Origin of the sequence: Nocardioides okcheonensis (assembly GCF_020991065.1) — a bacterium.
Lineage (GTDB): Bacteria > Actinomycetota > Actinomycetes > Propionibacteriales > Nocardioidaceae > Nocardioides > Nocardioides okcheonensis.
The window spans coordinates 1,995,630-2,015,821 of record NZ_CP087710.1 but is presented as its reverse complement, the minus strand read 5'-3'; the positions used below and the strand labels follow the sequence as shown (position 1 = coordinate 2,015,821).

General features: G+C 71.1%; 17 protein-coding genes. 11 read left to right on the top strand and 6 right to left on the bottom strand.

Features of this window, described 5'->3' with window-relative positions; all coding sequences use genetic code 11:
• Positions 1-10 precede the first annotated feature (10 nt).
• From LN652_RS09725 to hflX, 3 genes are all read left to right on the top strand, one after another.
• Complete coding sequence (locus tag LN652_RS09725) at positions 11-787, top strand: SDR family oxidoreductase (protein ID WP_230444467.1); 777 nt, start codon at positions 11-13, stop codon at positions 785-787.
• Between the two features lie 145 nt (positions 788-932).
• Positions 933-1,784 (top strand): NYN domain-containing protein, encoded by an 852-nt coding sequence (locus LN652_RS09720; protein ID WP_230444466.1) that lies wholly within the window; start codon positions 933-935, stop codon positions 1,782-1,784.
• A gap of 61 nt (positions 1,785-1,845) precedes the next feature.
• Positions 1,846-3,375 carry a GTPase HflX gene (hflX, locus tag LN652_RS09715; protein ID WP_230444465.1) on the top strand — a complete coding sequence of 510 codons (1,530 nt, stop codon included), beginning with the start codon at positions 1,846-1,848 and terminating at the stop codon, positions 3,373-3,375.
• Positions 3,376-3,519: 144 nt separating this feature from the next.
• Here the strand turns inward: hflX and LN652_RS09710 are convergent, their stop codons facing one another.
• Positions 3,520-5,682 carry a M14 family zinc carboxypeptidase gene (locus LN652_RS09710; RefSeq protein ID WP_230444464.1) on the bottom strand — a complete coding sequence of 721 codons (2,163 nt, stop codon included), beginning with the start codon at positions 5,680-5,682 and terminating at the stop codon, positions 3,520-3,522.
• A gap of 164 nt (positions 5,683-5,846) precedes the next feature.
• Between LN652_RS09710 and secD the strand changes: the two genes are divergently transcribed.
• The 3 genes from secD to LN652_RS09700 all read left to right on the top strand — a co-directional run bounded on the left by secD (position 5,847) and on the right by LN652_RS09700 (position 10,412).
• Entirely contained in the window at positions 5,847-8,129 is a 2,283-nt protein-coding gene (gene secD / locus LN652_RS09705; RefSeq protein WP_230444463.1) for a protein translocase subunit SecD, read from the top strand.
• An 88-nt stretch (positions 8,130-8,217) separates the two neighbouring features.
• The gene (locus LN652_RS21890) at positions 8,218-8,349 is read left to right on the top strand and encodes a hypothetical protein (protein ID WP_268932246.1); all 132 of its coding nucleotides are present in this window, start codon (positions 8,218-8,220) and stop codon (positions 8,347-8,349) included.
• 56 nt (positions 8,350-8,405) lie between these two features.
• Positions 8,406-10,412, top strand: a complete 2,007-nt coding sequence (locus LN652_RS09700) for an ATP-dependent DNA helicase (RefSeq protein ID WP_407941548.1) — start codon at positions 8,406-8,408, stop codon at positions 10,410-10,412.
• A gap of 33 nt (positions 10,413-10,445) precedes the next feature.
• On the opposite strand, the gene LN652_RS09695 is transcribed toward LN652_RS09700, so the two are convergent.
• From LN652_RS09695 to lexA, 3 genes are all read right to left on the bottom strand, one after another.
• The gene (locus LN652_RS09695) at positions 10,446-11,177 is read right to left on the bottom strand and encodes a sulfotransferase family 2 domain-containing protein (RefSeq protein ID WP_230444461.1); all 732 of its coding nucleotides are present in this window, start codon (positions 11,175-11,177) and stop codon (positions 10,446-10,448) included.
• A gap of 632 nt (positions 11,178-11,809) precedes the next feature.
• Entirely contained in the window at positions 11,810-13,027 is a 1,218-nt protein-coding gene (locus tag LN652_RS09690) for an NAD(P)/FAD-dependent oxidoreductase (RefSeq protein WP_230444460.1), read from the bottom strand.
• A gap of 113 nt (positions 13,028-13,140) precedes the next feature.
• A complete protein-coding gene (gene lexA / locus LN652_RS09685) occupies positions 13,141-13,863 on the bottom strand; it encodes a transcriptional repressor LexA (RefSeq protein WP_230444459.1) in 723 nt (240 codons plus the stop codon).
• A gap of 155 nt (positions 13,864-14,018) precedes the next feature.
• Here lexA and LN652_RS09680 point away from each other — a divergent pair, with 155 nt between their 5' ends.
• A complete protein-coding gene (locus LN652_RS09680) occupies positions 14,019-14,783 on the top strand; it encodes an SDR family NAD(P)-dependent oxidoreductase (protein ID WP_230444458.1) in 765 nt (254 codons plus the stop codon).
• Positions 14,784-14,883: 100 nt separating this feature from the next.
• Here the strand turns inward: LN652_RS09680 and LN652_RS09675 are convergent, their stop codons facing one another.
• On the bottom strand, positions 14,884-16,092 hold the full coding sequence (locus LN652_RS09675; RefSeq protein ID WP_230444457.1) for an NAD(P)/FAD-dependent oxidoreductase: 1,209 nt from the start codon (positions 16,090-16,092) through the stop codon (positions 14,884-14,886).
• Positions 16,093-16,352: 260 nt separating this feature from the next.
• On the opposite strand from LN652_RS09675, the gene LN652_RS09670 reads away from it, so the two are divergent.
• From LN652_RS09670 to LN652_RS09655, 4 genes are all read left to right on the top strand, one after another.
• Positions 16,353-16,706, top strand: a complete 354-nt coding sequence (locus tag LN652_RS09670; RefSeq protein WP_230444456.1) for a LysM peptidoglycan-binding domain-containing protein — start codon at positions 16,353-16,355, stop codon at positions 16,704-16,706.
• Positions 16,707-17,126: 420 nt separating this feature from the next.
• Positions 17,127-17,642 (top strand): hypothetical protein, encoded by a 516-nt coding sequence (locus LN652_RS09665; RefSeq protein ID WP_230444455.1) that lies wholly within the window; start codon positions 17,127-17,129, stop codon positions 17,640-17,642.
• 81 nt (positions 17,643-17,723) lie between these two features.
• Positions 17,724-18,440: a hypothetical protein gene (locus LN652_RS09660; RefSeq protein WP_230444454.1), complete on the top strand. Its 717-nt coding sequence runs from the start codon at positions 17,724-17,726 to the stop codon at positions 18,438-18,440.
• A gap of 585 nt (positions 18,441-19,025) precedes the next feature.
• A complete protein-coding gene (locus LN652_RS09655; RefSeq protein ID WP_230444453.1) occupies positions 19,026-19,571 on the top strand; it encodes a hypothetical protein in 546 nt (181 codons plus the stop codon).
• 220 nt (positions 19,572-19,791) lie between these two features.
• Here the strand turns inward: LN652_RS09655 and LN652_RS09650 are convergent, their stop codons facing one another.
• Positions 19,792-20,124, bottom strand: a complete 333-nt coding sequence (locus tag LN652_RS09650; protein WP_230444452.1) for a hypothetical protein — start codon at positions 20,122-20,124, stop codon at positions 19,792-19,794.
• Between the last annotated feature and the right edge of the window lie 68 nt (positions 20,125-20,192).

Genomic DNA, 20,192 nt, shown 5'->3' with positions numbered 1-20,192 from the left:
GATCCGGGGCATGGACATCACCGGATCCACCGCCATCGTCACCGGCGGCGCGAGCGGCATCGGCGCCGCCGTCGCCCGAGCCCTCTCCGCGCGCGGCGCGACCGTCGTCGTCGCCGACCTGAACGCCGAGAAGGGCGAGGCGCTCGCCGCCGAGATCGGCGGCGTCTTCGCGTCGGTCGACGTCACGCGGACCGAGCAGGTCGCCGCAGCCGTCGAGGCGGCCGCCGAGATCGCGCCGCTGCGCGCGTGCGTCAACTCCGCCGGCATCGGCTGGGCGCAGCGCACCATCGGACGCGACGGCCTCCTCGAGCAGGCCCACGACCTCGACGCCTTCCGCAAGGTCGTCGAGATCAACCTGATCGGCACCTTCGACATGACCCGCCAGGCCGCCACGGTGATGAGCCGCAACGAGCCCGACGCCGACGGCCAGCGCGGCGCGATCGTCAACCTCGCCTCGGTCGCCGCGTTCGACGGCCAGATCGGCCAGGCGTCCTACTCCGCGTCGAAGGGCGGCGTCGTCGGCATGACCCTGCCGGTCGCGCGCGACCTGTCGGCCGCCGGCATCCGGCTCAACACGGTGGCCCCCGGCCTCATCGACACCCCGATCTACGACGCGTTCCCGAACCCCGACGAGTTCAAGGCCAACCTCGGCCAGAACGTGCTCTTCCCCAAGCGCCTCGGCCACGCCGAGGAGCTGGCGAGCATGGTCGTGGAGTGCCTGACCAACTCCTACATGAACGGCGAGACCATCCGCGTCGACGGCGGCATCCGGATGCCCCCCAAGTGACCCCCTGACGGACCGCCCGTCGGTGGTCTGGACCGAACGTCCTCAATTCGGATACAACGCCGCGTGTCCCACGCCCGGACGGAATCGTTGCCGCTACGGGACGCACGGGGCCGAGCACGAGGTGGGGTGGACGCAGGTGGCGCAGATGACCAACGCGGTGGCCGCGGTGTCGCGTCCGGATCAGGGACCGGACGCGGACGGGTCGCTCCCCGACGGCGACCTGGCGACGCTGGTGCGTCGCTGGATGGCTGCCGGCACGCGCGTCCAGGAGCGCGTGCGTCGTGAGAGCGCCCTGCGGATCGCCCCCACGCCCGACGAGTCGGTCGAGGCGGTGGTCGAGCCGGCCGAGCCCGCCGAGCCCGTCGAGCCCGTCGAGGTGGCCGCGGAGCCGGCAGGGCCGACGGTCGGGGCGACCCAGGGGGACGAGCCGGGTGGGGACCCGGAGGGGGACTCGGGTGGGGGGTGCGCCGCCCCGGTCCAGCCGGTGGCGGCGACCCACCCGCGCCTGCCGCAGCGCCCGACCGGTGACGAGGCCGAGCAGCCTCGCCGGGTCGCGGTGCTGATCGACGCGCGGCGGGTCTCCGCGGACGTCGCGGCCGGCCTCCTCGGCCGGCTGGCCGAGCGCGGCTCGGTCAACGTGTGCCGCGCGTACGCCGACTGGAGTCGCGCCGAGCTCGGCGACTGGGCCGGGCGGATGCGGCGCGAGGGCCTGCACTCCTTCCACCACTTCACCGACGACGACGACCAGGCCCTGGTCGCGATGGCGATCGACGCCGTCGACATCGCCCGCGACGCCTCGGTCGACGAGGTCGTCCTCGCCGGCGACCTCACCTCGGCGTTGCCGCTGGTGCACCGCCTGCACGCGGCCGGGGTGCGGGTCGTGGTGGTCGGCGCCGGCCACACGCCCCACGACGTACGGGCGGCGTGCGACGAGTTCATCGACCACGCGAGCGTGGACGGGACGGTCGTCGCGCCCGTGGGCCGCCACCGCGCCTGAGCGGGTCCGTCGCCAAAGTCATTCGCGCAGGTCACGCAGGGCGACCTACCCTTGTCGGCATATGACGAACGCACCTGACTTCAACCTCCGCGACGCCCTGGACGCCACCCGGGGCTGGGACGACGACTCGATCGAGCTCGACGACGACCTCCTCGAGGAGGACGGCGACGACGTCGGGTCCGGCTACGCCGAGGAGACCGACTACGACGAGGCCGACCCCGAGGAGCTCACGCTCGGCGCGCAGGAGCTCGCCGAGCGCCACGCCCTGCGCCGCGTGGCGAGCCTGCGCACCGAGCTCGAGGACATCACCGAGGTCGAGTACCGCCAGCTGCGCCTCGAGAAGGTCGTGCTGGTCGGCGTGTGGACCGACGGGTCCGTCACCGACGCCGAGAACTCGATGGCCGAGCTGGCCGCGCTCGCCGAGACCGCCGGCTCGGAGGTCCTCGAGGCGGTCTTCCAGCGCCGCCAGAAGCCCGACCCGGCGACCTACATCGGCCGCGGCAAGGTCGAGGCGATCCGCGAGATCGTCCGGGCCACCGGCGCCGACACGGTCATCTGCGACGGCGAGCTCGCGCCCAGCCAGCTGCGCAACCTCGAGGACAGGATCAAGGTCAAGGTCGTCGACCGGACCGCGCTGATCCTCGACATCTTCGCCCAGCACGCGAAGTCCAAGGAGGGCCAGGCGCAGGTCGAGCTGGCCCAGCTGCAGTACATGAAGCAGCGGCTGCGCGGCTGGGGCGGCAACCTGTCGCGCCAGGCCGGTGGTCGCGCCGCCGGCGGTGACGGCATCGGTGGCCGTGGTCCCGGTGAGACCAAGATCGAGACCGACCGGCGCCGGATCAACACCAAGATCGCCAAGCTGCGCCGCGAGCTCAAGGACATGCGCGGCACCCGCGAGGTCAAGCGCCAGTCGCGGCGCCGCAACCACATCCCCAGCGTCGCGATCGCGGGCTACACCAACGCCGGGAAGTCGTCGCTGCTCAACCGGCTCACCGACGCCGGGGTGCTGGTCGAGGACGCGCTGTTCGCGACGCTCGACCCCACCACGCGGCGTACGACCACCGCCGACGGCCGCGTCTACACGATGTCCGACACGGTCGGCTTCGTGCGCCACCTGCCGCACGGTCTGGTCGAGGCGTTCCGCTCGACGCTGGAGGAGGTCGCCGACTCCGACCTGCTGCTCCACGTCGTCGACGGCGCGCACCCCGACCCGGAGGGCCAGATCGCGGCCGTCCGCGAGGTGCTGGCCGAGATCGGCGCCGACAAGGTGCCCGAGATCATCGTGGTCAACAAGGCCGACGCCGCCGACCCGCTGGTGATCGGCCGGCTCAGGGCCCGCGAGCCGCACAGCGTCGTGGTCAGCGCGAAGACCGGCGAGGGCATCGAGGAGGCGCTGCGGACCATCGAGTCCGAGCTGCCGCGCCCGCAGGTCGAGTTCGACGTGCTGCTGCCCTACGAGCGCGGCGACCTGGTCAACCGGATCCACCAGGAGGCCGAGATCGGCTCGATGGAGCACACCGGCGACGGCACGCTCGTCGTCGGCCGCGCCAACGCGGACCTGGCCGGCGAGCTGGCGGCTTACGCCCGCTGAGCGCCCGGTTCAGTGATCCCCGGCTGACCGGGGATCACTGAACATGTCAGGCGTTGCACGGGCCGACAAGTTCAGCGATCCCCGGCTGACCGGGGATCGCTGAACATGTCAGGCTCTCGCTGAAATGCGGCCGCCGAGGCCCCCTCAGCGCTTGTAGCTCGCCCGCCGGCAGAGGTCACCGACGCCGACGACCTGGCCGCGGTCGACGATGACCTCGCGGGTGCCGAACACCTTGCCGCGGTTGTTGGTGCACGAGACCAGCCACGCCTCCTTCACGCCGGTGTCGATCGGCGGGTCGGGGCTCTCGAAGGTCACCGTGCCGGACCAGTCGTGGGCCGCGTCGCCGCCGGCGAAGTTGTCGGCGACGAGGGTGTACGTCCCGGGCGCGGGGTCGGGCACCCGGATCGTCTCCGGGTTGGCCAGGGTCGCGCCGGAGCCGACGGGGGCACCGTCGGGCCCGAGCAGGGTGAAGTCCCAGTCGTAGGCCTCCGCGTCGTCCGACGGCCAGCCGACCGACACGTCGAGGAACCCGTTGTCGGCCTCGGGGAGGCCGGACACCTCGAAGGTCGTCGACTCGCTCGACCCGACGGCGGGGATGCCCTCGGGGTTGGTGAGCGTGACGGCGGCCTGCGGCGGCGCCTCGGGGTAGCGGCCGTACCGGCCGGCGACCAGCGGCCGCGTCGACGGGTTGACGTCGAGGGTGAAGCGCCCGCCGCGGTCGGTGGCGTAGGTGTTGACCAGGGTGTCCTCGTAGAGGATCGGGTCGCCCACGGTGCCGTCGGCCTGGATCACCGGTGACGTCGGCGAGACGGTGCGCCGCGAGACGGTGATCGTGCGCCCGGCCGGCGCGGTGCCGCGGATCCGCGCGTGCTGGGCGTCGTCGGCCGCGGCCTCCGCGGCCAGCCAGTACGCCTCGCGGTTGCCGCCGAGGCCGGCGCTCTCGGCCGGCGCCTCGCCGAGGTACTCCCCGACCACGGCCTCCTCGTAGGCCGGGTGGAAGCCCTCGTCACCGATCTCGATCGTGTAGCCGTAGCCGCCGGTGATCCAGTAGCTCCAGTCCTCGGTCGAGCCCGAGGTGTCGTAGAGCTGGTAGGACGCCTGGCTGGTGTACGCGTTCTGCGCCGCCATCGCGTCGCCGAGCGCCTTGAGCTGCGGCTCGTCCGGCGCCTTGCCGGTGGCCGCGATGGCCGGCGGCCGGAGCACCAGGTTGGCGTAGGTGTGGTTGGAGATCATCACCGTCACCGCGCGCTGGGAGATCAGCTTGCGCACGGCGTCCGACTCCGGCTCGCTGCCGGGGGCGTCGCCGCGGTAGGTGTCGCTCGACCAGGTCGGGCTCGCGCCGCCGCCGCCCCAGAAGCCGGGGTAGTTGCGGTTGAGGTCGGTGCCGCGCAGCCGGCCGGCTGGGTTGTCGGCGCACGTCCCGCCGAGGTACTCCGCGGGGGTGGCGGCCGAGATCGAGCAGTTCTTGCGCTTCATCTCGTAGTCGAAGGTGCTGAAGTCGCCGAGCGGCGCGGCGCTGCGCGAGATCTGGAAGCCGTCGACGTTGACCACCGGGACCACGATCACCCGCGAGGTCGTCAGCACCTCGCGGGCCCGCTGCCGCTCGGCGCGGTCGCCGGAGTAGTAGGACTGCAGCAGGTCGTAGGCGAACTCCATGGTGTGCTCGGCGCTCGGCCACTCGCGGGCGTGGTGGGCGCCCATCAGCAGGAACACGGGCTTGCCGTCGCGCACGTCGCGGGCGTCGACGCTGATCTCGAGGCCGCGGATCGGCTCGCCGAGGACCGTCCGGTTCTCGAGCGTGAGCGGCTTGGTGAGCGTCGGGTAGAGCCGCGCGAGGCGGCCCATGTCGCGCAGGTAGTCGTCGTAGGTGCGGTAGGACGTCCGGCCGCTGGGCAGCGCCGAGCGCGTGGTGCTGGCGGCGTACGCGCGGTCCTTGCGACGGTTGGCCTCGGTGAGCGCCTCGAGGTCGGGGACGGTCACCTTCCAGGTGAAGCCGGCGTCGCGCAGGGCCTGCGCGTCCTGCGCGTCGTGCAGCACCACCTCGATGCCGCGCTGGTCGGCGTGCTCGGTGACGTCGAGGCCGAGGCCGATGACCTCGTTGCGGTCGGCGACCTCGGGCGCCCTCACCATCACCACCTGCGTGGTGTCGTCGGACGACGTGCGCGCGACCTCGCGCCTGCCGTCGTCCGGCGCGGCGCCGGCGGTGCTGCCCACCGCCACCCCCGCGCCGGCGGTGAGACCGGCGGCCACCAGCGCCGTGACGGCGGCCAGCCGGGTCGATCTGGACGTGCTCCTGCGTGTCGACATGTGCCCTCCCGAGAGCGCGGCCGCGAGTCGGCCGCAGACCCTTCACAGACAACACCCGCTCGTGCGGGATGTCGAGGGTCCGGAACCAACTGGCCCGGTCGGCCGTTGAACCCTTCCGTGCCCTGATTCGGGGCAACGGAGTCTCGTGGTGGAGGATGTCGCGCATGTCACGTGGTGTGTGGATCCGCTTCGTCCTCGTCCTCGGCCTGCTGGCCGGGTGCGTGGCGCTGGCGATCAACGTCAAGCCCAATCTCGGTCTGGACCTCAAGGGCGGCGCGCAGTTCGTCTTCGAGGCCGAGGGCACCGACCAGACGCCGGCCACCTCGGAGAACGTCGACAAGACGCTCAGCGTGCTCCGCGGCCGCGTCGACGCGCTCGGCGTCGCGGAGTCGACGCTGGTGCGCCAGGGCGAGAACCGGATCCTCGTCGAGCTGCCCGGCGTGACCTCCGACGAGGAGGCGCAGGACGCCGAGGACCGGATCGGCCAGACCGCCAAGCTGACCATCCACGAGGTCCTCAAGACCGCCGAGCCCGACGCGAAGCCCGACAAGAAGGGCAACCAGGTCCTGCCGTCCGACCAGGGCGACACCCTCGAGATCGGCCCCACGGTCATCCCCGGCGACGAGATCACCTCCGCTGCGGCCGAGCAGCCGCAGCAGAGCGTCGAGTGGGTCGTCTCGATCGACTTCAACGGCAAGGGTGGCAACACCTGGGCCGACATCACCGGCAAGGCCGCCTGCAACCCGTCCGGCGACCCCAAGCGCCGGATCGCGATCGTGCTCGACGGCGAGATCATCTCCTCGCCCGAGGTGCAGACCACGGTCGGCTGCGACGTCGGCATCCGCGGCGGCGGCACCCAGATCACCGGCTCCTACACGTCCGAGCAGGCGAGCGACCTCGCCGCCCTGATCGAGGGCGGTTCGCTGCCGCTGGAGCTCAGGGCCATCTCCGACCGCCTCGTCGGCCCCTCGCTCGGCGCCGCGGCGATCGACGCCTCCATCGAGGCCGGCATCATCGGCATCATCCTGACCGGCCTGTTCATCATCGTCGTCTACCGCCTGGTCGGCTTCGCCGCGACCATCGCGCTCGCGTCGTACGCCCTGCTCGCCTACGCGATGCTCGTCGGGCTCGGGTCGACGCTGACGCTGCCGGGACTCGCCGGCTTCGTGCTCGCGATCGGCATGGCGATCGACGCCAACGTGCTCGTCTTCGAGAGAGCCAGGGAGGAGTACGTCGCGTACCCCTCCGCCGGCCTTCGGCGAGCGCTCGCGGTCGGCTTCAACAAGGCGTGGAGCGCGATCATCGACTCCAACGTCACCACCCTGCTGGCCGCCGGCCTGCTGTTCTTCCTCGGCTCCGGCCCGATCAAGGGCTTCGGCGTGACGCTGACCATCGGTGTCGTCGCGTCGATGATCTCGGCGCTGATCGTCGCCCGCGTGCTGTGCGACCTCGCCGTCGCCAACCGACCGGTGTCCCGCCACCCGGCGGTCAGCGGCCTCGGCAACGTCGGCCGGGTCCGGACCTGGCTGGACCGCAAAAACCCCGACATCATGAAGCGCCGCAAGACCTGGGTCGGCGTCTCGGCCGCGGCCCTCGTGCTCGCCATCGCCGGCATCGCGACGCAGGGTCTCCAGCTCGGCGTCGAGTTCACCGGCGGACGCCAGCTCGACTACTCGGTCAGCAAGGACATCTCGGTCGACCAGGCCCGCGAGGCCGTGACCGCCGCCGGCTTCTCCGAGGCCGTGGTGCAGACCGCCGACACCGGCTTCACCGTCCGCACGGGCAACATCTCCAACGACGAGGAGCAGGCCATCGAGGCCGAGCTCGCCAAGGTCGGCGGCGCGGTCGACAAGATCGACGACCAGACGATCGGGTCCTCGCTGGGCCGGGAGCTGCGCAACAACGCGCTCATCGCCTTCGGCGTCGCGTTCCTCGCCCAGCTGCTCTACCTCGCGATCCGGTTCAAGTGGACCTTCGGCGTCGCCGCGGTGCTCGCGATGGCCCACGACGTGATCCTCGTGGTCGGCCTCTTCGCGTGGCTGCAGAAGCCCATCGACGGCATCTTCCTCGCCGCCGCGATGACGATCGTCGGTCTGTCGGTCAACGACACGGTCGTCGTCTTCGACCGCATCCGTGAGCGGTGGTGGGGATCGAAGCCGGAGGAGAACTTCACCGACGTCGCCAACAAGGCGTGCGTGGAGACCGTGCCCCGCACGGTCAACACCGGCCTCGGCGCGATGTTCATCCTCGCCGCGCTCGCCGTCCTCGGCGGCGACTCGCTGCAGGACTTCGCGATCGCGCTGCTCGTCGGCCTGATCGTCGGCACCTACTCCTCGGTCTTCCTCGCCACGCCGCTGCTGACGTACTTCCAGGAGAAGGCCCCGATGAGCCGGGTGAAGAAGGAGAAGGTCGCCCGCGCGCCGGAGGACTCGGGCGCGGTCGTCTGACCTCGCACCCGCACGCCACGACGAAGCCCCCGCCCCGGCGGGGGCTTCGTCGCGTCCGGACCTTGCGGCGTCGGCGTACGCTCGTCGCATGCTGTGGTTCCTCGTCATCGTCGTCCTGGGCGTCGTCGCGTGGCGCTACCGGGTGAAGCTCCTCGCCAAGGTGCTCGGCCAGCCCGAGCGCCGCATCGAGCGCCAGATCGGCCGCAAGAAGCAGCCCTGACGCGCAGCGCTGTGGATGGCGTACGCCGCACTGTCGGGGCCGCCCCGTAGGGTTCTCTGGTGCCCGAGACCGTCACCACCGCCAGCCCCGTCACCGAGGTCCTGGCGAAGGCCGTGACCGCGCTCGGGGGCCAGCAGCGCGACGGCCAGGTCGAGATGGCCCGCGAGGTCGCCGACGCGATGCAGGAGGGCCGCCACCTCCTCGTCCAGGCCGGCACCGGCACCGGCAAGTCGCTGGGCTACCTCGTGCCGGCGATGCTCCACGACAAGCGCGTCGTCGTCGCCACCGCGACCCTCGCCCTCCAGCACCAGCTCGTCGAGCGCGACCTGCCGCGCCTGGTCGAGGCGGTCAAGGGCCAGCCGGGGCTTGACACGTCGTACGCCGTGCTCAAGGGCCGTTCCAACTACGCCTGCCTCCACCGCGTCCGCGCCGGCGTGCCGGACGACCAGGGCACCCTCGTCGACGTGCCGCTCGGCGCGATGGCCGAGAAGGTCCTCGAGCTGCGGGCGTGGGCGGAGGAGGAGGCCGAGGGCGGCGGCAGCGGCGAGCGCGACAACGCCCCGCGCCACACCGATCGCGAGTGGCGCCAGGTGTCGGTCAACCACCGCGAGTGCCTCGGCGCCACCAAGTGCCCGTTCGGCGCGGAGTGCTTCGCCGAGCTGGCCAAGGAGAAGGCCCAGCGCAGCCACCTCGTCGTCACGAACCACTCGCTCCTCGCGATCGACGCGATCGAGGACGTGCCGATGATCCCCGACTACGACACGGTCGTGATCGACGAGGCCCACGAGCTGGTCGCGCGCGTCACCCAGGCCGCCACCGACGAGCTCGGCGCCAACGACGTCGAGCGGGCCGCGCGCCGCGCGAGCCGGTGGGCCGACGACGCCGGCGGCGACCCGGCCGGAGACCTCGAGGACGCCGGCGCCCAGCTCGCCGAGGCGTTCGCGGCACTGCCCGCCGGTCGCATCGACACGGTCCCGCCGCAGCTCGCCGACGCGCTGGTCGCGGTCCGCGACGCCGCCCGCGCGACGCTGTCGGCGTTCCCGCGCGAGTCGGGCGGCGAGGGCGAGGGCGACGCCGGCCGCACCCAGGCCAAGGGCATGGTGCAGGAGGTGTTCGTCAACGCCGAGCGGATGGCGGCCGGCTCCGACCGCGACGTGCTGTGGCTCGGCGAGGCCCGTGACCGGTTCCCCGCGCGGCTCCACGTCGCGCCGCTGCAGGTGTGGGGCCCGATGCGCGACAAGCTGCTCACCGACAAGACCGTCGTCTTCGCCAGCGCGACCCTCATGCTCGGCGGCGAGTTCGGCGCGGTCGCGACGTCGCTCGGCCTCAAGCCCACCGAGCGGGTCGGCCACCAGATCGCCACCACCGACGCCGACGACGCGCTGCCGTGGAAGGGCATCGACGTCGGCTCGCCGTTCGACTACGGCCAGCAGTCCATCCTCTACGTCGCGCGCCACCTGCCCCAGCCCGGCCGCGACGGCCTCGGCCCGGCCCAGCTCGACGAGATCTGCGACCTCGTCGACGCGCTCGACGGCCGCACGCTCGGGCTGTTCTCCTCCCGCCGGGCCGCGGAGGCCGCCGCCGAGGTCGTACGCCAGCGGCTCCCGCACCTCACCACCCTCGCGCAGGGCGACGCCCAGCTCCCCGAGCTCGCCAAGCAGTTCGTCGAGGACCCGCACACCTGCCTGTTCGGCACGCTCTCGCTGTGGCAGGGCCTCGACGTCCCGGGCGACACCTGCCAGCTGGTGATCATCGACCGGATCCCGTTCCCGCGGCCCGACGATCCGCTCATGTCGGCGCGCGCGAAGGCCGCCGACGACCGGGGCGGCAACGGCTTCATGGAGGTCTCGGCGACCCACGCCGCGCTCCTGATGGCCCAGGGCGCGGGCCGGCTGATCCGCACCACCACCGACCGCGGCATCGTCGCGGTGCTCGACCCGCGCCTCGAGACCGCGCGCTACGGCCGCTTCCTCAAGGCGTCGCTGCCGCCGATGTGGTCGACCACCGACCCGGCGCTCGTGCGCCAGGCGCTCAAGCGGCTCGGTCAGCCGACGAGCACGTAGACCGCCATCGCGACGGTCGGCCGGGAGACGCCCTCAGGCCGGGACCTCGTAGCCGAACAGCTGGTAGTCGCGGCGGTACATCGTGCCCACCAGCTCCTTGAGCTCGTCGGAGGCGTTGCGGTCCTGCCCGCGGGGCGCGGTCTGGTTCTTCGGCGCGGTCGGGACGGCCGGCGCCCCGATCCGCTCGCACACCTCGGCGAAGTCGCGGTCGAAGGTCTCGAGCCGGCCGACGAAGTCGACCCGGTTGAGGTCGATCATCCGGCTCTGCAGGGTGAGGTGCTGGTCGGTGCCGGGGACGGCGGAGAGGTCCTGCGCCGCGGTCCAGCGGGCGAACTCCTCGACCGTCTGCATCCGCGCGTGGGTCTCGTCGTCGAAGGCGTAGTAGTTGTGGTCCACCACCTTGTCGCGCCACGCGGAGACGAACCGGTCGAGCGGGTCGCGGACGAACGCGAAGGTGAAGTAGTCGGCGAACGACCCCAGCGGGTAGCGCACCCGCATCGCGTGGTCGACGTCCATCGTGACGCCGTAGGCCTCGCAGTGGTGGCGGATGGTGCGGGTCGCGACCTTGGCCACGCGGTACCAGACGAACCGGTGGCTGTGGCTCACGGTGAGGTTGTACGCCAGGGGGCTGAGCCAGCCCGACGCCTCGCCCGCCGCCGCGAGCCGGGACACCTCGGCCTCCGCCGCGGGCGTCAGCCGACGCCGGTTGCCCGGCCGGGTGCGGAAGACCTCGGGCGACGGCGCCCCGCCTGCGTGCTCGGACATCGCCGCGAGGCTACACGCCCCCTGGCCCGAAGCCTCGCTGGTCGAGGAGGTCGCGCAGCGACCGTCACGAGACCCCCGACCACCGGTGGTCGAGGAACGACGAAGTCGTGTCACGAGACCCCTCGGCGCGACTGGGTCTCGTGACAGGCGCCAGGGCGCCTTCCTCGACCAGCGGTGGCGCCCTCAGTCGAAGGGGATCCGGCCGCGCAGGCTCTCCGGGTCGTCGAGCGGCGCGTCCTTGGTCGACGCGCGCAACTCCCGTTGGTCGAGGAGGTCGCGCAGCGACCGTCACGAGACCCCCGGACCACCGGTGGTCGAGGAACGACGAAGTCGTGTCACGAGACCCGTCGGCGCGTCTGGGTCTCGTGACAGGCGCCAGGGCGCCTTCCTCGACCAGCGGTGGCGCCCTCAGTCGAAGGGGATCCGGCCGCGCAGCGTCTCCGGGTCGTCGAGCGGCGCGTCGCTGGTCGACGCGCGCAACTCCCGTTGGTCGAGGAGGTCGCGCAGCGACCGTCACGAGACCCCCGACCACCGGTGGTCGAGGAACGACGAAGTCGTGTCACGAGACCCGTCGGCGCGTCTGGGTCTCGTGACAGGCGCCAGGGCGCCTTCCTCGACCAGCGGTGGCGCCCTCAGCCGAAGGGGATCCGGCCCCGCAGGCTCTCCGGGTCGTCGAGCGGCGCGTCCTTGGTCTCGGCGATCACCTCGCGCGCCTGGTCGGTGCTGTCCCAGACGTTCCAGAGCAGCACGCCGCGCACGGAGCCGGCCTTCAGGTAGTACACGACGCCGGTGCCGAGCTCGCCGTCCTTCCAGTCCTCGACCATGTCGAGGTCGGAGCGGGTCTCGCCGACGGCCTCGTAGCCGGCGTCGAAGAGGTCGGACCAGAAGATCGGGGTGTAGGTGTAGGTCTCGTCGGCGCCGGCCATCACCTTGCCGGCGTGCTCGCCGGACTTCTCGGCCTGGTCGACGTGCTCGACGCGGCGGCGCCCGAGCAGGGCGTCGGGGTACGACGCCACGTCGCCCGCGGCGTACACGTCCTCGACGCTCGTGCGCAGGCGCTCGTCGACGACGACGCCGTTGTCGACCTCGAGCCCGGCGGCCTCGGCGAGCCCGGTGCGGGGCTGGACGCCGACCCCGATGACGGCCGCGTCGGCGACCACGTCGGTCCCGTCGTCGAGCCGGATCCGGACGCCGTCGCCGGTCTCCTCGCCGGTGCTGACCGAGCCGTGCACGATCGTGACGCCGTGCTCGGCGAAGTCCTTGGTGAGGCTCGCGGCGAGCGCGCGCGGGAACATCTGCTCCTGCACGTCCTCGAGGTCGAGCACGAGCGTCACCGCGACGTCGTTCTGCACGAGCGCGGCGGCGATCTCGGAGCCGATGTAGCCGCCGCCGACGACCACGACGTGGCTGCCGGACGTGGCGAGCCCACGGAGCCGCTCGTAGTCGGCGGACGTGCGGTAGTAGACGACCCGCGGGCCGGCCTCGAGGCCGAGGGTGCGCGGCTCGGCGCCGGTGGCCAGCAGCAGCTTGCCGTAGCCGACCGACGTGCCGTCGGCGAGGCGTACGGCGTGGGCAGCGGGGTCGATCTCGGTGACGGTCGTGTCGAGCACGAGGTCGACGGCGTCGTCGTCGTCGAGGTCACCGGCGAGCGACTGCCCCTCGAGCGACTCGTCGTCCTTGAGCCAGAGGTCCTTCGACAGCGCGGGGCGGTAGACCGGGTCGTGCGGCTCCGAGCCGAGCACGGCGACCGTGCCCGAGGAGTCCTGCGAGCGGATCCCCTTCACGGCGCTGGTGGCGGCGACGCCCCCACCGACGATGACGTAGTCGTAGGACTCCTGGACGTTGCTCATGCGCGCTCCCGACGGTTGGCTGTCCGGCCATCGTGTCCGCTCGACCCCGGACATTCAACGCGCCCTCCGCCCCGTGGGGTGGAGGGCGCGTCGACGCACGCAGGGCAGGGCGGTCAGACCCGGCGGAGCACCGCGGTGACGACGCCGAGGATCGTGGCGTTGTCGCCGGGGATCGGGTCGTAGGCGGTGTTGTGGGGGAGCAGCCAGACGTGGCCGTCCTTGCGCTGGAAGGTCTTGACGGTCGCCTCGCCCTCGATCATCGCGGCGACGATCTGGCCGTTGGTGGCGGTCTGCTCCTGGCGGATGACGACGTAGTCGCCGTTGCAGATGGCGGCGTCGACCATCGAGTCACCGGAGACCTCGAGCAGGAAGAGGGTGCCGTCGCCGACGAGCTGCTTGGGCAGCGGGAAGACGTCGGTGACGTCCTGCTCGGCGAGGATCGGGCCGCCGGCGGCGATGCGGCCCACGAGCGGGATGTTGACCGCGGACGGCGAGACGTCGCCGATGCCGGTCTCGTCGACGCCCGAGTCGTCGGCGCTGGAGATCGAGCGGCGCGCGGCCATCACCTCGGGCAGGAACACCTCGAGGGCGCGCGGACGGTTGGGGTCGCGCTTGAGGAAGCCCTTGCCCTCCAGCACCCGGAGCTGGTGGGCGACGCTGGAGGAGGAGGTGAGGCCGACCGCCTGACCGATCTCACGCATCGAGGGCGGGTATCCCTTGGTCTCGATGGAGTCCTTGATGGTGGCCAGGACGCGCTGCTGGCGCGGGGTCAGCCCGGTGGCGTCCGGTGGGCCGTCGGGCATCTCGATGACGTTCTTGTCGTCCTGCTTGGCCATCTGGCTCAGTCCTCCCGGCGTGGTGGCCCGCTCCGTCCGCCCGGAGCAGGTGGTGCCACCGTAGACCTCCCGGCACCCGTGGATCAAACACCTGTTCGAAGCAGCGTGTCGCTAGCGTCGCGTCCATGACGAGCGGCGGGCCGACGAGCTGTGTGGTGACGGGTGGGGCGCGTGGGATCGGACGCGGCATCGCCGCACTGCTGGTCGCGCGCGGGCACCGGGTGGTGGTGAGCGACGTCGACGCGGAGGCCGTCGCCGCGACGGCCGGGGAGATCGGCGCGGTCGCCGGGCTCGCCCACGACGTACGCGACCCTGACGCGCACCGGGTCGTCGCGGCCGAGGCGGCGCGGCACGCACCGCTCACCGCCTGGTTCAACAACGCGGGCGTCGGCGACGACGGCACGCTGGCCGCGCTCACCGACGAGCAGGTGCGCCGGCTCGTCGAGGTCAACCTGCTCGGCACGATGTGGGGGACGCGGGCGGCGCTGGCCGCACTCGGACCGCGGGGCGGCGACGTCGTCAACGTCGCGTCACTGGCCGGGCTGACGCCGGCGCCGGGCTACAGCGTGTACGCCGCGACCAAGGCCGGCGTGGTGTCGCTGAGCTCCTCGGTCAACGCCGAGGCGCCGCGAGGCGTGCGGGTCCACGCGCTGTGCCCGGACGGTGCCGACACCGCCATGCTGGCGGCACAGGACCCCGCCGGGGTGGGCGCGCAGCTGGTCCACTCGGGCGGGCCGATCCTCACCGTCGAGCAGGTCGCCGAGGCCGCGGTCGCGCTGCTCGGCTCGCGCCGCGTCGTGCGTACGCTGCCGGGCTGGCGCGGAGGAGTGGCGCGCGGCGCCGCACTGGCACCGGGGGTGTCGCAGCACGTCGTCGGGCTGTTCGCCGCGCAGGGACGCCGGGCGATGCGGCGACGCTGAGCGTCGCTCCGTCGCAACCCACGGACGGCCCCCCGGCCCCTCCGGGCCGGACGGCCGTCCCTCCAGGTGCCCGGTGCGCGACCGGGCGTGGTCGTCCTTGTCAGGGCAGGCGCACCTGCCCGTGCTGCATCTTCCACAGGAAGTACTTCTCGAAGCCGAGCTTCATCAGGTGCGCCTGCGGGCCCGGGATCAGCACCCCGTGCTTGCGCGGCGGCAGCATCTTGTCGGCCAGGATCACGACGCCGTTGTTGCCCGCGTCCATCACGCAGACGGCCGGGATGTCGCCGAACGCCTTGTGCTCCTGCGGCTCCTCGCCGCGGACCTGGGCCGCGATGTTGAGCGCCGCGACGTGGGCCTGCTGCTCGGTCGGGAAGCCGGTCTTGGGGATGCCGACCGGGGTCGGGGTCTGCCACGGCACCTCGACCGCGGCGGCGACGCCGACGGCGTACACGTCGTCGAACGCCTCGCTCTGGTAGGTGTCCCGGACCTTCACGAAGCCGTTGGCGTCGGCGAGCTCGCCGGCCTTCTGGACGACGTCCTGGCCGGAGAACGGCGGGATGATCATCGCGTAGCCGAAGTCGATCGCCCGGCCGTCGGCGAGCACCAGGCGGCCGTCGTCGACGTGGTCCATCGCGGTGTCCAGGACCGCCTCGATGCCCTCCTTCCTGAGGAACATGCCGAGCAGGGACTCGCCGTGGGGCAGGCCGCCGATGCCGAAGTGGCCGAGGAACGGCTCGGCGCTGACGTAGGTGAGCTTCACCTTGTCCTTCAGCCCGGCCTTCCTGAGCTGGTAGGAGGTGTTGAAGAGGAACTCGTAGGCCGCGCCGAAGCAGCCGGCGCCCTGGGTGGCGCCGATGACCACGTCGCCCGGGTCCTCCTTGAACCGTGTCCAGCCCTCGCCCGCGTGGATCGCGTCCTCCATCGTGGTGATGGTGTGGGCGTTGCCGTCCGGGCCGAGGCCGAGGATCACCTCGAAGCGGTTGCGGTAGCCGGTGGCGATGACGAGGTAGTCGTAGTCCTGCGGGCCGGCGGTGGTCTGCACCCGCCTCGCGACCGGGTCGATCTCGGTCGCCTCGGCGTGCACGAAGTCGACGCCGTGCTCCTCGAACGTGGGGCCGACCTTGAAGGTGATGTCGGCGCGCGAGCGCTTGCCGAACGGCACCCAGATCAGGGAGGGCGTGAAGAGGAACTCGTCGGAGGACGACACGACGGTGACGTCGACGTCCCCCTCGAGCTCGTGCTTGACGGTGATCGCGGCGCTGAGCCCGCCGAAGTTGCCTCCGAGGACCAGGACCTTCTTCCGGGACATGGGGGTGTCTCCTTCCGGTGTCGCCCTGCTCCCGATGCTTCTCCTCCCGGCCCCGTCGTGGCAGGTGCGTTGGTCCCCTCCGAGCGGGTCGAACGTCGTCGAACATCTGTTCGGCGAAGTGCTTGACGCGTTCGAACAGGTGCTCTACCGTCGTACACGTGTTCGATCGAACGTCTGCTCGACACCGACCCACTGTCGGTGGCCATCACTAGACATTCCCTCGACACACCGACCCGGCTGATCTTCCCCAGGAGGCCACCATGAGCACCCTCAGCCTTTCCCCCGTCTTCACCCCGGCTCCCGCCCGCGCCCGCTCCTCGGTGCGCCTGACGCGGCGTGGCCGGCTCGTGGTCTTCCTGACCGCGCTCGTCGTGACCCTCGTCGTCGCGGTCGCCCTCGCCGGCGGTGCCGTCGGCACCGACTCGGCCGGTGAGCAGGTCCCGACCGAGACCATCACCGTCGCCCCCGGCGACACCCTCTGGGACATCGCCTCCGGCGTCGCCGTCGACGGCGACGTGCGCGACGCGATGACCCAGATCGAGCGGCTCAACGCCCTCGAGTCCGCCAGCCTGTCGGCTGGCCAGAAGCTCCGCGTCCCGGTCGTCACCGACTGACGCGCGAGGCCTCCACCAGTCGCTTCGACCCCGGCTGGTGGAACCAAGGGGAAGACCGAGGGGCGGGCCTGTGGGCCCGCCCCTCGGCGCATTTCGGCGTTTGTTGGTCGAGGAAGGGCGAAGCCCTGTCACGAGACTCCTCGCCCCCGCTGGTCGAGGAAGGGCGAAGCGGTGTCCTGAGGAGGCCGCCCGCGGCCGTCTCGAAGGGCCCTGTCGCGAGACCTCGGCGCCGAGCTATCCGACGCGTCGGATATCCGTCGGCCTCCCAAGGTGGCGGCACACGACATCGAACGAAGCGTCCGTGATGTCGTCCGCCGCCACCCTCGCGCCGGTTATCCACAGATTCGGGTTCGAGGGTGGTTCGAGTCGTCTCAAGATGGGTAACTTCAGCGTGCTGAGGTCGTCTCGGGAAGGCATTCCATGCACGTACGCCGCGCACTTGCGCTCACCGTTCTCGCCCCGCTGCTCCTGGCTGGATGCTCCGACGGCGACCCCGAGGCCGAGCCGACCCCGAAGATGCCCGACTCGTCGAGCTCGACGCCCACGCCGACCGAGTCCGAGTCGCCGGAGGTCGAGAGTGCGGAGGACTTCATCCGGCGGTGGCAAGCAACGGCAGACGCAATGGTGACAACGGGCAACGCGAAGGAGTTCTTGAGGATGTCGCCCGGCTGTCAGGCGTGTGCGACCTACGCGGAGCAGGTGACGGACGTCTACGAGAAGTCCGGGAAAGTAACTTTCTCGGGGTCTGAAGTGGTGGAGGTAAAGGAGGACGCTCCATCGCCTCCCACATTTGTGGTCGAGGTGCGGGCAGCGCGCTTGAGCATCGAAGTCCCTGGAGAAGATCCTCGCGTCTTTCCAGCCGCAACGCAGCGTTACCGGATGACCCTCGAGCGCAAGGGAGATACCTTCGTGATGCGCCAGTACTCGGTGATCTAGATGCGGCTCGCACTTCAGATCCTCGCGTACTGCTTTGCAGCGATGGCCGCAATCTCTTTCACCCCTACCGCGGCTTTTGGAATGGACGAGGGCGACGACGATCAGCCTCGTTGCCTCCAAGTCACGTGGCAGGCGGTAGCGGCGGATTGCGACTGGACACTCCCTGAATACACGGAGACGTCGAGTTCCCAGCCCAGTCACACTTGGGTCACCACGATCCAGTGCGCGAACGGCGGAATCTGCGCCGAGCACATTGAATGTGTCGAGAACGGCGTCCCTGGAATCTGGCACGACATCTTTAGGGACGGGATCGATGTCGGCGACGTGTGTATGCCAGAGGATGCTGTCGATCAGGTGGATGTCGTTCAACTCATCCTCCGCGAGTTCAAGCGAATGAGCTGGCCCGAATCAAGGCTTCTTGTCCAGCCACGCGGCGGCAAGACTCTCGTCAACCTGCCGACCAACTTCTACACCGATGAGCACTCGCCTGTGTCGCGAACTGTCACCATCGCGAAGCGTCGGGTCGTGATCCGAGCCACGCCCATCACCTACACCTTCCACTTCGGGGACGGCGATAGCCTCGCCAGCAGTTCCCCGGGCCGCCCGCACCCGAACCTCGACGTGACGCACACCTACGCCAGCGTCGACGACGTGGCGGTCAGTCTCGACACGACGTACTCGGGGGAGTACCGGATCGGCGACGGGGACTGGACTCCGATGGACGTGACGCTGACAATCGCGGGCGAGGAGCAGGGGCTCGCGATCGTCGAGGCGCTGCCGCAGCTGGTGGTGCGTTGATGCAACGCATTCGGTACGTCCTCTGTTCGAAGGCGATGGCCCTTGCCTTGGTGAGTGCTGTCGGCGCCGGTTGCAGCGCTGATGACTCGCCGCGCCTCGTCGACGCCGCGGAAGATGTGGTCGCTAGCTCGCCGTCGACGGCCGCGGGTGACTCACCCGGACTGACCCCAGGAGACAAGGCTTCATCGCGGCCGCACGAGTCACCAAAGGCCTTTGTCCGCCGATGGATCCGGGTCAGCAACAAGATGCAGAACACGGGCGAGATCGGTCCATACCTCAGCATCTCGCGGGGATGCTCGGACTGCAGGGCGATCGCGAAGCGCGTGAAGTCGATGTTCGACTCCGGAGGGTTCGCCCGCACAGGAGGGCTGACAGTCCTTCACATGTCGTCCAGTGAGGCGTGGGGAAATGGTCCGGTGATCGACGTTCGGGTTGATTCCGCGCCCACCGCCTTCAAGGAGCGGATGAGCGCCCCCGTGCAGCGCCTTCCGGGCGGGACGGTCGTCTACCGGTTCAGGCTTTCGCAGAGCCGGCCGTGGCAGATGACGATGTTGACGCAAGTCCCGTCGTGAGTGCTGAGCCTTGATGTCGACTGCAGGCTCGAAGGTTGCGCGCCGCGCACTCGCACCGCTCGTCCTTGTCCCGCTCGTTGTCGCCGGGTGCTCCAACGGCAATCCCAAGGGCGAGCCGACCCCAAGGATGTCGAAGCCGACGAGTTCCTCGTCGACGCCCACCGAGTCTGAATCTCCGGAGGTGGAGAGCGCGGAGGACTTCATTCGTCGGTGGGTCGAGGAAGACCGGAAGATGTTCGAGACCGGCGAGACGGGCGCGTTCCTCGGGCTTGGCCCGAACTGCGCCGATTGCCGCAAGATCGCCCAAGCGGCCGACCGAATCTACGAGGCCGGAGGAACGGTCAGGTGGGATGGATGGACCGTCCGCACCATCGAGAACATAGGCAGTTCGTCTGACCACGCCTTCAGGTTTGTCGTCGACTCTGCGCCCACGCGCTACCGAGAAGCTGGAGCGGCGCCATGGATGACTCTTGCAGGTGGACGCGTTATCCAGTTCATCAAGCTCGAGCCCTACGGATCTACCTGGCAGGTTCTGGAAAGCCGCGAGCTCTCGGAATGACGGTGCGCCGCCTCGCGCCGCCCGATGCATGCAAACGCTGGTTCTCGGGAGGACGTCGAACAAGTTCGGTCGTCGCCTACGAGGTCGGCTGAGACGAGGATCGTGGAGCCCTGGAGCCACCAGGTGGCTCGAAAGCTCCACGATCTCCCAGTCCGTCGCGTCCGAGGACGAGCGCGGCCCCCGTGGTCCACCAGGCGGACCACGCAGGCCGCACAAGAGATCAGCGAGCCGCGCGCTTCCCGCCGACCGGGCGGGGTGCCTCGCCGGGGGGAGGGGGCTCGCGGGTGATCCCGAGCGTCCGCGACAGCCGGGCGACGAGCATCAGGCCCACGAAGAGGCAGGCGATCGCCCCGAGGCAGGCCAGGCCCATGAACAGCCAGGCCGACGAGCCGGAGCCCCCGCGCCCGGCCGTACCGAAGTCGATGGCGGCGTAGACGAGGTATCCCCAGGCGATCACGCAGACCGTGATGCCGACGCAGATCGCCAGCGCGGCCGGCGAGGGGCCGCGGGACGCGGGGGCCGCGCGCCTCGAGCCTGCCCGCTTCCCCGTCACGAGGACCATTGTGTCGGATGAGGCCAGCCCGCGGGGGTCGGATAGCCCGTTCGGGCCATGCCGACCTG